Below are 11,862 nucleotides of genomic sequence, written 5' to 3'. Positions count from 1 at the left end.
TCTTATTGGAATTGTCGGCCCAGACTGGCTTCGACATTGCGCACCATGTGCGAAAGACGCGGCCCCAGGTCGTCTTCCAGCATGTGCTGGCGCAAGGCGAATGCCGGGCCACCGCAGCTGAAGGCGACGACACCGGAGCCGTCGGGTTTGATCAGTGGAACGCCGACGGCGTTGATGTCTTTCTGCCAGTCGCCGCAGGACAGGCAGAACCCCTGGTCCTGATACTGGCGGAAGGCTTTTTCCAGTTGTTCGCGCAGGGCCGGCCAGTGCTCCGAGTCGCGGGCGCGCAGTTGGTCGAGCAGCAGGTCGCGCTCGGCCTCTGGTATGGCGGCGAGGTAGGCGCGGCCCATGGCGGTGGTCGCCAGGGGAATGCGCGAACCGATGTCCAGGCGCAGGGTCAGCGGGCCGCTGCCCTGGCAGTTGTCGATGTAGACCATGCTCAGGCGATCGCGGGCACCCAGCGAGACCGAGCTCTGGGTCTGTTCGGCGAGTTCGGTCATCAGTGGCCTGGCCTGGCGGCGGATATCCAGGCCGCTGAGGTGGGCGTAGCCCAGGGCGAGCACGCCGGTGTCCAGCGCGTATTTGCCCAGGCTGGCGATGTACTGCAGGTAGCCCAGGCGCACCAGGGTGTAGGTCAGGCGCGACACCGTGGCCTTCGGCAGGCCGCTGCGCTGCACCAGCTCCTGGTTGCCTAGCAGGCGTTCGCCGGGACGGAAGCAGCGCAGCAACTCCAGGCCACGGGCCAGGGCCGTGACGAACTGGCGGTCCTGCTCCAGGGCCTGCTGGTCGAGTTCGGTGTCGAAGAGATTGCGCTTGCTCATGGTCGATCCTCATGCGTCGGAAACGGGGTCGCCGATCGCCGGGCCGGATGCTGGCACAGGCAAAAAGCGATAGTCAACAAATCAAAACGTAGTTTCGCACAGCGGAACTAGTAAGGTCAGCCTCAAAAACCGCATTCGTCACCTATGGATTTTTCGGGATTGCAAATCGCCGGAGAAGTTGCGTAGGCTGAATTTAAATGCAAAACACTGTTTCGCTATGCGGAACAATAATAAGAGGCAGCTATGAGCGAAACATGGGTCGACCGCCCTTTGCCGGGCGTGGCGCGGGTGCACCTGAACCGGCCGGAGGCGCGCAATGCGCTGAACCAGGCGGTGCGTGAGCAACTGGCCGAGCATTTCCACCGTCTGGGCACGGACCCTGAGGTGCGCTGCATCCTGTTGACCGGCGGCGACCAGGTGTTCGCTGCCGGCGCCGATATTCGCGACATGGTCGAGCGCGGCGCCATCGACATGCTCCTGCGCCAGACCCAACGGTTGTGGGCAGCCATTGCCCAGTGTCCGAAACCGGTGATCGCTGCGGTCAATGGTTTCGCCCTGGGCGGCGGTTGCGAGCTGGCCATGCATGCCGACCTGATCGTCGCCGGCCGCAGCGCCAGCTTCGGCCAGCCGGAAATCCGTGTCGGCATCATGCCCGGCGCCGGCGGCACCCAGCGCCTGACCCGGGCGGTCGGCAAGTTCCAGGCCATGCGCCTGTTGCTCACCGGCACGCCGGTCAGCGCCGAAGAAGCGCTGCGCATGGGCCTGGCCAGCGAGGTGGTGGACGACGAGCAGGTGCAGGAACGGGCGCTGGAGCTGGCCCGGCAGATCGCCGGCATGCCACCGCTGGCGGTCATGCAGATCAAGGAAGTGTTGCTGGCCGGCCAGGATGCCTCGCTGGATACCGCCCTGATGCTCGAGCGCAAGGCCTTCCAGCTGCTGTTCGATTCGGCGGATCAGAAGGAGGGCATGCGTGCCTTCCTCGACAAACGCACACCGGCCTACACAGGGAGCTGAGCATGAGCGCACGTGAAATCAGGCGCATGGCGGTGGTGGGGGCCGGGGTCATGGGCGCCGGCATCGCCCAGATCGCCGCACAGGCCGGCGTCAGTGTCCAGCTTTTCGACAACCGTCCGGGCGCCGCCCAGGCGGCCCGCGACAGCATTCTGGCGACCCTGGAAAAGCTCGCGGGCAAAGGCAAGCTGAGCGAACAGCAGGTCCAGGCCGCAGGTGACAACCTGATCGCGGCCGGTTCCCTGGCCGAGCTGGCCGACGCGCAACTGGTGGTGGAAGCCATCGTCGAGAACCTGGCGATCAAGCGGGTCTTGCTCGCCGACCTCGAAGCCGTGGTCGCCGACGATTGCCTGCTGGCCAGCAACACCTCGTCGCTGTCGGTCACCGCCATTGCCGCCCAGTGCCGGGTGCCGGGCCGGGTCGGTGGTTTCCACTTCTTCAACCCGGTGCCGCTGATGAAGATCGTCGAGGTGATCGACGGACTCAAGAGCGAGGCCTGGGTCGGGCCGACCCTGCTGGCCCTGGGCGAGCGCATGGGCCATACCGCCGTGCGCGCCCAGGACACCCCGGGCTTTATCGTCAACCATGGTGGCCGGGGCTACGGCACCGAGGCCATGCGCGTGCTCAGCGAATCCGTGACCGACCCGCTGACCCTCGATCGCATCCTGCGCGAGCAGGCCGGCTTTCGCATGGGGCCGTGCGAGCTGTTCGACCTCACCGGGCTGGACGTCTCCCACCCGGTGACCGAATCGATCTACGACCAGTATTACCAGGAGCCGCGCTATCGCCCGACCCTGATCACCGGCCAGCGCCTGCAGGCCGGGTTGCTCGGGCGCAAGAGCGGGCAGGGCTTCTACCGCTATGTCGATGGCGTGCAGCAGGTGCCCGTCGAGGCGCCGAGCCCTTGCGTGGCCCTGCCGACGGTGTGGGTCAGCAATGCCCGCCCGCAGGCTCGCGAGGCGGTGGTCGAGCGGCTCGAACGGCTGGGCGCGCGCGTCGATACCGCGCCGCGGCCGGGCCCCGAATCGCTGTGCCTGGTATTGCCACTGGGGACCGATGCGACCCACGCCGCTATCGCCGAAGGCCTCGACCCGCTGCGCACCCTGGCGCTGGACACGCTGCTGCCGCTGACGCGCCGCCGCGTGCTGATGACCACCACCGTCACCTCGCCGGGCTGGAGCGATGCCGCCCACGCCTTGCTGGCCGCCGACGGCACGCCGGTCAGCGTGATCCGCGACAGCGGCGGCTTCGTGGCGCAGCGAGTGCTGGCGCACATCGTCAACATCGCCTGCGACATGGCGCAACAGGGCGTGGCAAGCCCCCGGGACATCGATAGCGCCATTCGCCTGGGCCTGGGCTATCCGCTCGGGCCGCTGGCCTGGGGCGATGCGCTGGGCGCCGACACGCTGCTGCAGATCCTCGACCGCCTGCACGACTTCTACCGCGACCCGCGCTATCGCCCCAGCCCCTGGTTGATGCGCCGCGCCCGCCTGGGCCTGTCGTTGCTCGCCAGCGACTCCTGACACCGACTCCGCACAAGGAACAACACATGCTCGACGCTTACATCTACGACGGCCTGCGTACCCCGTTCGGCCGCCACGGCGGTGGCCTGGCGCCGGTTCGCCCGGACGACCTGGCGGCCCAACTGATCCAGGCCCTGGTGCAACGCTCGCCGTTCCCCGCCGAACAGATCGAGGACGTGATCCTCGGTTGCACCAACCAGGCCGGTGAAGACAGCCGCAACATCGCCCGCAACGCGCTGCTGGCGGCGGGGCTGCCGGTCAGCGTGCCGGGGCAGACGGTCAACCGCTTGTGCGCCAGCGGCCTGGCCGCGGTGCTGGATGCGGCCCGTGCCGTCAGCTGTGGCGAGGGCGAGCTGTACCTGGCCGGCGGCGTCGAGAGCATGAGCCGCGCGCCCTTTGTGCTGGGCAAGAGCGAGAGCGCCTACAGCCGTGAGGCCAAGCTGTTCGACAGCACCATCGGTGCGCGCTTCCCCAATCCGAAGGTCAATGCGCAGTACGGTGAAGACACCATGCCGCAGACCGCCGACAACGTCGCCGAGGACTACCGCATCGGCCGCGAGCAGGCCGATGCCTTCGCCCTGGCTTCGCAGCAGCGTTATGCACAGGCGCTGGCCGAGGGTTTCTTCGAGGGCGAGATTCTCCCGGTGCAAGCACCCGCCGGTCGCAAGGGCACGGTCAGCGTGGTGGCCGATGAACACCCGCGTCCGCAGGCCACCGTTGAAGACCTGGCCAGGCTCAAGCCGCTGTTCGAAGGTGGCGTGGTGACCGCTGGCAACGCCTCCGGCATCAACGATGGTGCTGCGGCCCTGCTGATCGGCAGCCGTGCGCTGGGCGAGCGCCATGGCGTGCGGCCGCGTGCGCGGATCCTCGCCGGTGCGGCCAGTGGCGTCGAGCCGCGAGTGATGGGCATCGGCCCGGCGCTGGCGATTCCCAAGGCGCTGGCACGCGCGGGGCTGACCCTGGCGGACATGGACCTGATTGAAATCAACGAAGCCTTCGCCGCCCAAGTGCTGGGCTGCCTGCATCTGCTCGACCTGCGTGCCGACGACCCACGGGTCAACCCCAACGGCGGTGCCATCGCCCTCGGCCATCCGCTGGGCGCTTCCGGTGCGCGCCTGGCACTCACCGCGCTGCGTGAGCTGGAACGCCGTGGCGGCCGGTACGCCGTGGTCAGCCTGTGCATCGGCGTCGGCCAGGGGCTGGCAGTAGTGATCGAACGTCTGCAAGGAGATGACCATGGCCAGCTATAACGCGCCGTTGCGGGACATGCAGTTCGTCCTCGACGAGCTGCTCCAGGTACAAGACTACGCCGCGCTGCCGGGCTTCGCCGAGGCGACCCCGGATGTCACTGCGGCCATCCTCGAAGAGGCCGGCAAGCTGGCCAGTGGCGTGCTGGCGCCGTTGAACGCGGTGGGCGACCACCAGGGCTGTACGCTGGTCGAGGGTGAAGTGACCACCGCCCCGGGCTTTCGCGAGGCCTACCAGCTGTATGCGCAAAGCGGCTGGACCGGCCTGACCGCCTCGCCCGAGTACGGCGGCCAGGGCCTGTCGCACCTGCTGGGCATCGCCGTGCGGGAAATCATGACCAGTGCCAACCTGGCCTTCTCGATGTTCGCCGGCCTCAGCCATGGTGCGGCGAACGCCATCGCCAACGGCGGCAGCGACGCGCAGAAAGCGCTGTACCTGCCGCCGATGATCGAGGGCCGCTGGACCGGCACCATGAACCTCACCGAGCCGCATTGCGGCACCGACCTGGGCCTGCTGCGTACCCGCGCCGAGCCCCAGGCCGACGGCAGCTACCGGATCAGCGGAACCAAGATCTTCATCTCCGCCGGCGAGCATGACCTGGCCGAGAACATCGTCCACCTGGTGCTGGCCCGCCTGCCGGACGCACCGCCTGGGGTGAAGGGCATCAGCCTGTTCATCGTGCCCAAGTTCCTGGTCAACGCCGATGGCTCGCTGGGCGCGCGCAACGCCGTGCGCTGCGGTTCGCTGGAAGAGAAGATGGGCATCCACGGCAACCCGACCTGCGTGATGAACTACGACGGTGCCAGCGGTTACCTGATCGGCCAGCCCCATCAAGGCTTGCGGGTGATGTTCGTGATGATGAACGGGGCGCGCCTGGCCGTTGGCGTGCAGGGCCTGAGCCTGGCCTCGGTGGCCTACCAGAATGCCGCCCGCTATGCCCGCGAGCGCTTGCAGGGGCGGGCACCCGGTGGCGCGGTGGCGCCGGAACTGGCCGCCGATCCGATCGTGATGCACCCCGATGTCCAGCGCATGCTGCTGACCCAGCGTGCCTTCGTCGAAGGCGGCAGGGCGCTGACCTACTGGGCCGGGCTGCAGGTCGACCTGGCGCACAAGCACCCGGACGCCGCAACCCGCGAAGCCGCCAACGACCTGCTCGGTTTGCTCACGCCGATGATCAAGGCCTACTGCACCGACAAGGGCGTGGAATGCACGGGTCTTGCGATGCAGTGCTTTGGTGGGCACGGCTATATCCGCGAGTGGGGCATGGAGCAGTTCGTCCGCGATGCGCGCATCACCCCGCTGTACGAAGGCACCAACGGCGTCCAGGCCATGGACCTGGCCACGCGCAAGCTCAGGCTCGATGACGGCCGGGCGATGCGCCGCTTCCTGGCGCTGGTGGAGGACTTCTGCCAGGGCCAGGACGACAGCTCCAAGGAGGTGCAGGCGCTGCGTCTGGCCCTGGCCGACCTGGCGGTGGCGGTCGACTACATGGGCAGTGCCGATGCGACGGCCACGGCCGCCGGGGCGGTGGACTTCCTGCACCTGACCGCGCTGGTTGCGTTCGGCCTGCAGTGGGCGAAGATGGCCGGCATCGCCCGGCAGCAGCTGGCGCAAGAAACGGCCGAGGCCGACTTCTACCGCGCCAAGCTGCACACCGCGCAGTTCTTCTTCGCGCGTATACTGCCGGAAACGTCCATCCACTTGCAGCGTATCGGTAGCGGCGCCGATACCCTCAGGGCCTTCGACCCCGAGCAGTTCTGACGCCCGCGCGGGAGGTCCGGCAATGAAGCGAGCGAGCCCGCGGGTGGCGGACAAATCCATTCCGGTGGGTGCGCTCGTCTCGTTGCCGGTGGTGCTGCAGGAACACGGTGTCGATCCCTGGCCGCTGCTGGCCGGGTTCGGCATCCAGCCCGAGTCGTTCAAGCAGCACCTGCACCCGCTGCCGGTGATCACTCACGGCAAGATCCTCGAGGCCGCTGCGGCGCTGTCCGGCTGCGATCACCTGGGCCTGTTGCTGGGCCAGCGGGCCAACCTGCAGAACGCCGGGCCCTTGCGTTTTCTGGTGCTCAACGCGCCCACGGTGCGGGCTGCCACCGAGTGCCTGATCCGCTACTGCGGGCTGTGGTACCGCGGCCTGCACCTGAGCCTGGTGGAGGAGCGCGGCTATGCCGGCATGCGCCTGAGCATCGTCGGCAACGTGCCCGGCAGCGACCAGCTGTTGACTGCTTATCTCGCGGCCATCGTCACCATCATGGAGCTGATCGTCGGTCATGCCTGGCGTCCGGCGCTGGTGCGCATCGCCTATCGCAAGCCGCGTTCGGCGGCGCTGTATGAAGGGTTTTTCCGCTGTCCGGTGTGGTTCGGCCAGTCGCAGCATGAGGTGCTGTTTTCCCAGTCGCTGCTGGACCAGCCGCGTGCCGGGCATGACCGCCAGCTCGATGATTTCCTGCGTACCCACCTGAACGAAATGCAGGGCCGCGAAGGTCCCGACCTCGCCAGCCGGGTGTGCCAGGTCATCGAGGCGTTGCTGCTGGAGGGCGACTGCACGGCCGAGCGGGTGGCCGAGTTCTTCGCCGTGCACCGCTTCACCCTCTACCGCTACCTCAGCGAGCAACAGACCAGTTTCGAGCGACTGCTGGAGCAGACCCGCAAGGAAATGGCGACTCGCCTGTTGATCGACCCGGACCTGCCGATCGCCGAGGTCGCCAGCCGCCTGGGCTACGAGACCCAGGGCAACTTCACCCGCGCCTTCAAGCGCTGGTTCGCCTGCACGCCGCGCGAGTGGCGCAAGGCAGGTGGAGCCACACCGGCACCGAGCCTGGCCCGCGCCACCGGCTGACCCTGTAGAAATTCTTCCTGCTCAGTGGGTTGCACCTGCAGCCCGGCTGCGCCGTGGGCGACGCATATCCGCAGCCGGCGCAAATGTGCCGAAATGATAAAAGCTGGTGCCAGGATGATAAAAGCCGCTTCCCACAAGCCAGTAACTTTTCAGTCATGCGAGCTGCTGTGCGCTCATTCGTTCAATAACCATAAATAGGACGGAGAAGTATCAATGCATTTCCTCGATGACAGCTTGTTCCCCGAGAACCAGGAAAAACTGGTGATCCAGGTCGCGCCCTACGGTCCGCAGTGGACTCCCGCCGATTCGGACGACATCCCGGTGAGCATGGACGACCAGATCCAGAAGGCGATCGACTGCTACAACGCCGGCGCCACGGTGCTGCACGTTCATGTGCGCGAAGAAGACGGCAAGGGCTCCAAGCGCCTGAGCAAGTTCAACGAAATGCTCGGCCTGCTGCGCGAGGCCGTGCCGGAGATGGTCCTGCAGGTGGGCGGCTCGATTTCCTTCGCCCCGGAAAGCGAAGGCCAGGCGGCCACCTGGCTGGACTACGACACCCGCCACATGCTGGCCGACCTGTCGCCCAAGCCCGACCAGGTGACCATCGCCATCAACACCAGCCAGATGAACATCTGCGAGCTGCTGACCGCCGATGACATCGCCGGCACCATCCTGGAGCAACCCGCCTACTTCAATGCCTACCAGGAGATGGTCTCGGACGCGCGTCCGTCGTTCTTCATCGAGCACCTCAAGCGCCTGCAGGCCGCCGGCATCCAGCCGCACTTCATGCTCGGCCACGTGCACCAGCTGGAAACCGTCGAGCGCCTGATCCGCAAGGGCCTGTACACCGGTCCCCTGGTCCTCAACTACGTGGCCATCGGTGGCGGCGCGGCGGGCCTGGATCCGTCCGACATGATCGAGTTCGTCAAGCGCACCCCGCCAGGCTCGGTGCTGTCGATGGAAAGCGCCATGCGCGCGGTGCTGCCGATGAACGCCATGGCCATCGCCATGGGCCTGCACGTGCGGGTCGGCATCGAAGATACCCTCTGGGGCCGCAAGGGCGAGCGCATGACCTCGGTCCAGCAGATCGAGCAGACCGTGCGTCTGGCCCGCGAACTGGGGCGTGAGATTGCCACCGGCAAGGAAGCCCGCCAGATCTACAAGATCGGCGAGACCTACGGCAGCACCGACGAAACCCTGGCCAAGCTGGGCATGGCGCCGAACCGCAAGCCGGGTCAGCGCGGCTTTACCGTCCCCGGCCAGTTCTGAGCCGGACGTGAGCGGCTGCGGGCGGCCACAAGGTCGCCTGCAGTTCCCAACTGCCAAGAGGTGTGCAATGAGTCTTGAGAATAAAGTCGCCCTGGTGACCGGCGTGGGTCCGGGCCTGGGCCAGGCCTGCGCGATTGCCCTGGCCAGGGCCGGGGCGAAGCTGGTGGTCTGCGATGTCAGCGAGCAGTCCCTGGCGCAAACCCGCGAGGCGGTCCAGGCGCTGGGCGCCGAGTGCCTGGCGGTGCGCTGCGATGTGTCGTCCAGCGCGGAAGTGGACGCGATGTTCGAGCAGGTCGTGGCACGTTTCGGCACCCTGCACGTGCTGGTCAACAACGCTGCGCTAACGCCCAACCGCGACGTCGATACCCAGCGCCGCAACGCCTTGTACCGTTACATGTCCAGCCCCGAGCCACGTCGCTCGCTGGGGTTCACCAGCACCCTCAGCGACGAGGAGTGGCATCGCTACTGGGGCGTCAACGTCCACGGCCTGTTCTATTGCACCCGTGCGGCCCTGAAGCTGATGGAACCGCAGCGCGACGGCAAGATCATCAACATCGCCTCGATTGCCGGCCTGTCGAGCAAGAGCGCGCACAGCCCGCACTACTGCGCGACCAAGGGCGCGGTGATCGCCTTCACCAAGTCGGTGGCCTATGAAGTGGCGGGGGCCAACATCTTCGTCAACGCCATGGCCCCGGGCGGCGTCGCCACGCCAGCGTTCAATGCCTACCTCGACGCCATCGGCGAGGACGCCCGCAACCGCCTGTGGCAAGGGGTGCCGCTGGGCCGCTTCGGCACGGTCGAGGAATATGCCGGCACCGTGCTCTATCTCGCCGGTGAGCACTATCTGGTCGGCCAGGTGCTCAGCCCCAATGGCGGCGGCGTGATCTGATCCTTTTTCGCAGCGGGAATAACAACAATGAGCGATACCCCGAATTACAACGCCCTGCGTGCCGCGGGCCTGGTCGATGAAAGCCTGGACCGCATGGCCGAATGGGATGCGCCCTGGACCGAGACCTTCATGAAGCTGGTCGAGGACAGTCAGGTCAATGACGTCCTCGATCCGAAACTGGTGGCACTGATCCGCCTGAACATCGACGTCACCGCCACCCACCTGTATGCCCCGGGTGTGCGTCGCCACGTGCGTGACGCGTTGCGCCTGGGCGCGACCCGTGCCGAGATCCTGGAAGTGTTCAAGCTGGCGAGCGTGGTCGGTATCCATGCCTGCGCCCTGGGCGTGCCGATCCTCGCCGAGGAGATGGCCAACGCCGGTATTGCCGACCTGCCGGTGGCGGCGGGGGCGACGCCGGTGTGCGATGCGGTGCGGGCCAACGGGATGTTCAACCCGCTGTGGGACAAGCTCTACCAGTGGGATCCGGCGTACCTGGAGAAATTCCTCGCCATGGGCTTCGGCCTGTGGAAGGACGGCATCCTGCCGCCGCTGTGGATCGAGTTCCTGTGCATCGCCGGCGATGCGGCCATCACCCATCTGTATGGCCACGGCACGCGCCGCCATATCCAGGCCGCGCTGCAACTGGGTGCGAGCCGCGAGCAGGTGCTGGAAGTGCTGAAGATTGTCAGCCTGCAGGGCATCGAAGCCTGCGAGCTGGGGGTGCCGATGCTGGACGAGGAACTGCGCGCGTTTTGCGCTGCGCAGTGATTCCAGCCGCGCCACGGGCGTGTGCATAACAACAAGAACAACGATGCCAATGCGTTTTTCGCAGGAGGAGAGGTCATGACTAGCGTGGTTGAACGAGGCCAGTGCCTGACGGGCGAAGCTGCTGCCCATGAGGTCCAGCAGACGTTTCGCAAGATTGCCTGGCGCTTGCTGCCGTTCCTGTTTTTCGCCTATGTGATCAACTCGATCGACCGCATCAATATCTCTTTCGCCAAGCTGCGCATGGCCGAAGACCTGGCGCTGACCGACGCCGCCTACGGCCTGGGCGCGGCCGCGTTCTTCGTCGGCTACCTGTTGTTCGAGGTGCCGAGCAACCTGTACATGCAGCGGGTCGGCGCACGCCTGACCATCATGCGCATCATGGTCCTGTGGGGGCTGGTGACCATCGCCACCAGCCTGGTCAGCTCCGCCACCGGCCTGTACATCGCGCGCTTTTTGCTGGGGGTGGCCGAAGCCGGGTTCTTTCCGGGCGTGATCCTCTACCTGACCTACTGGTTCCCGGCGTCGCGCCGTGGCCGGATCACCTCGATCTTCATCATGGCCGGTATCTTCGCCGGGATCGTCAGCGGCCCGCTGGCCGGCTGGATCATGACCCATTTCCACGGCTGGGCCGGGCTGCGCGACTGGCAGGCGCTGTTCGTGATCGAAGGCATCCCGGCGGTGCTGCTGGGCCTGCTCGCCTGGTTCTGGCTGGCCGACAAGCCGAAGGACGTCACCTGGCTCAGCGAACGCGAGAAAGCCATCGTCCAGGCGCAGCTGGAGGCCGACCAGAGCACCAAGGGCACTACCCATACCTCGTTCCGCCAATTGCTGCGCGATCCGCGAGTGCTGCTGGCGGGCCTGGTGTTCTTCTGCATCTACTCGGGCACCAACACCGTGGCCTACTGGATGCCGAGCCTGATCCAGAGCTTCGGTCTCAGCGACATCGGCCGCATCGGCCTGATCAGCAGCCTGCCGTATTGCATCGCGCTGGTCGCCATGTACCTGCTCGGGCGCAGCTCGGACAAACACCTGGAGCGTCGCTGGCACCTGGCCTCGACCATGCTGGTGGGGGCGGCGAGTTTCGTCATGCTCGGCCTGTTCCAGGGCAACCTGGAGTTGTCGGTGCTGTTCATGAGCCTGGGCGCCGGTGCCTGCCTGTCGGCGGTGCCGCTGTTCTGGACCATCCCGCCGGCCTACCTCAGCGGCCCGGCCGCCGCCGGTGGTATCGCGCTGATCAGCAGCCTCGGCGGTATCGCGGCGATGATCGCGCCGGTGCTGGTGGGCTCGATCAAGACCCAGACCGGCAGCCTGTTCATCGCCTTCGATGTGATTGCCGGCCTGCTGGTGTTCGGCGCCGCTGTCCTGCTGCTGGGCATCCCGGCACGGCTGCTGCGCGAGCGCACTCACACTTCTGACTGATCTGCCACACAACGCCCACTCACACTGGGGCCGCAAGGCCCCGGTGCGGGGAGCCCTTCACCATTAAAAACAACA

The 11,862-nt window shown here is 66.7% G+C and carries 10 protein-coding genes; 9 read left to right on the top strand and 1 reads right to left on the bottom strand.

What is annotated here, in order from left to right; all coding sequences use genetic code 11:
- Positions 1-2: 2 nt before the first annotated feature.
- Positions 3-821, bottom strand: coding sequence for an IclR family transcriptional regulator (locus M2D63_RS19710; RefSeq protein ID WP_285864674.1), 819 nt, complete (start codon positions 819-821; stop codon positions 3-5).
- Between the two features lie 243 nt (positions 822-1,064).
- Here M2D63_RS19710 and M2D63_RS19705 point away from each other — a divergent pair, with 243 nt between their 5' ends.
- The 9 genes from M2D63_RS19705 to M2D63_RS19665 all read left to right on the top strand — a co-directional run bounded on the left by M2D63_RS19705 (position 1,065) and on the right by M2D63_RS19665 (position 11,787).
- Positions 1,065-1,835 carry an enoyl-CoA hydratase gene (locus M2D63_RS19705; RefSeq protein ID WP_285864673.1) on the top strand — a complete coding sequence of 257 codons (771 nt, stop codon included), beginning with the start codon at positions 1,065-1,067 and terminating at the stop codon, positions 1,833-1,835.
- A gap of 2 nt (positions 1,836-1,837) precedes the next feature.
- Positions 1,838-3,355, top strand: a complete 1,518-nt coding sequence (locus M2D63_RS19700) for a 3-hydroxyacyl-CoA dehydrogenase (protein ID WP_285864672.1) — start codon at positions 1,838-1,840, stop codon at positions 3,353-3,355.
- Between the two features lie 26 nt (positions 3,356-3,381).
- Positions 3,382-4,605, top strand: coding sequence for a 3-oxoadipyl-CoA thiolase (locus tag M2D63_RS19695; RefSeq protein WP_285864671.1), 1,224 nt, complete (start codon positions 3,382-3,384; stop codon positions 4,603-4,605).
- Positions 4,592-6,364, top strand: a complete 1,773-nt coding sequence (locus M2D63_RS19690; RefSeq protein WP_285864670.1) for an acyl-CoA dehydrogenase C-terminal domain-containing protein — start codon at positions 4,592-4,594, stop codon at positions 6,362-6,364. The genes M2D63_RS19695 and M2D63_RS19690 overlap by 14 nt, the downstream gene beginning before the upstream one ends.
- A gap of 22 nt (positions 6,365-6,386) precedes the next feature.
- The gene (locus tag M2D63_RS19685; protein WP_285864669.1) at positions 6,387-7,442 is read left to right on the top strand and encodes an AraC family transcriptional regulator; all 1,056 of its coding nucleotides are present in this window, start codon (positions 6,387-6,389) and stop codon (positions 7,440-7,442) included.
- A 213-nt stretch (positions 7,443-7,655) separates the two neighbouring features.
- Entirely contained in the window at positions 7,656-8,711 is a 1,056-nt protein-coding gene (locus M2D63_RS19680; protein ID WP_285864668.1) for a 3-keto-5-aminohexanoate cleavage protein, read from the top strand.
- Between the two features lie 67 nt (positions 8,712-8,778).
- Complete coding sequence (locus M2D63_RS19675) at positions 8,779-9,600, top strand: SDR family NAD(P)-dependent oxidoreductase (protein WP_285864667.1); 822 nt, start codon at positions 8,779-8,781, stop codon at positions 9,598-9,600.
- A 27-nt stretch (positions 9,601-9,627) separates the two neighbouring features.
- A complete protein-coding gene (locus tag M2D63_RS19670; RefSeq protein WP_285864666.1) occupies positions 9,628-10,368 on the top strand; it encodes a carboxymuconolactone decarboxylase family protein in 741 nt (246 codons plus the stop codon).
- 75 nt (positions 10,369-10,443) lie between these two features.
- Positions 10,444-11,787 (top strand): MFS transporter, encoded by a 1,344-nt coding sequence (locus M2D63_RS19665; RefSeq protein ID WP_285864665.1) that lies wholly within the window; start codon positions 10,444-10,446, stop codon positions 11,785-11,787.
- Positions 11,788-11,862: the final 75 nt, after the last annotated feature.

Origin of the sequence: Pseudomonas sp. BJa5, assembly GCF_030272875.2 — a bacterium.
Lineage (GTDB): Bacteria > Pseudomonadota > Gammaproteobacteria > Pseudomonadales > Pseudomonadaceae > Aquipseudomonas.
Note: the sequence above shows the minus strand (reverse complement) of the source record. Positions and strands in the feature narration are given on the sequence as shown.

Bases quoted from the DNA above. Each gene is read 5' to 3' on its own strand.
- M2D63_RS19710 (WP_285864674.1), bottom strand. From the start codon at position 821: ATGAGCAAGCGCAATCTCTTCGACACCGAACTCGACCAGCAGGCCCTG.
- M2D63_RS19705 (WP_285864673.1), top strand. From the start codon at position 1,065: ATGAGCGAAACATGGGTCGACCGCCCTTTGCCGGGCGTGGCGCGGGTG.
- M2D63_RS19700 (WP_285864672.1), top strand. From the start codon at position 1,838: ATGAGCGCACGTGAAATCAGGCGCATGGCGGTGGTGGGGGCCGGGGTC.
- M2D63_RS19695 (WP_285864671.1), top strand. From the start codon at position 3,382: ATGCTCGACGCTTACATCTACGACGGCCTGCGTACCCCGTTCGGCCGC.
- M2D63_RS19690 (WP_285864670.1), top strand. From the start codon at position 4,592: ATGGCCAGCTATAACGCGCCGTTGCGGGACATGCAGTTCGTCCTCGAC.
- M2D63_RS19685 (WP_285864669.1), top strand. From the start codon at position 6,387: ATGAAGCGAGCGAGCCCGCGGGTGGCGGACAAATCCATTCCGGTGGGT.
- M2D63_RS19680 (WP_285864668.1), top strand. From the start codon at position 7,656: ATGCATTTCCTCGATGACAGCTTGTTCCCCGAGAACCAGGAAAAACTG.
- M2D63_RS19675 (WP_285864667.1), top strand. From the start codon at position 8,779: ATGAGTCTTGAGAATAAAGTCGCCCTGGTGACCGGCGTGGGTCCGGGC.
- M2D63_RS19670 (WP_285864666.1), top strand. From the start codon at position 9,628: ATGAGCGATACCCCGAATTACAACGCCCTGCGTGCCGCGGGCCTGGTC.
- M2D63_RS19665 (WP_285864665.1), top strand. From the start codon at position 10,444: ATGACTAGCGTGGTTGAACGAGGCCAGTGCCTGACGGGCGAAGCTGCT.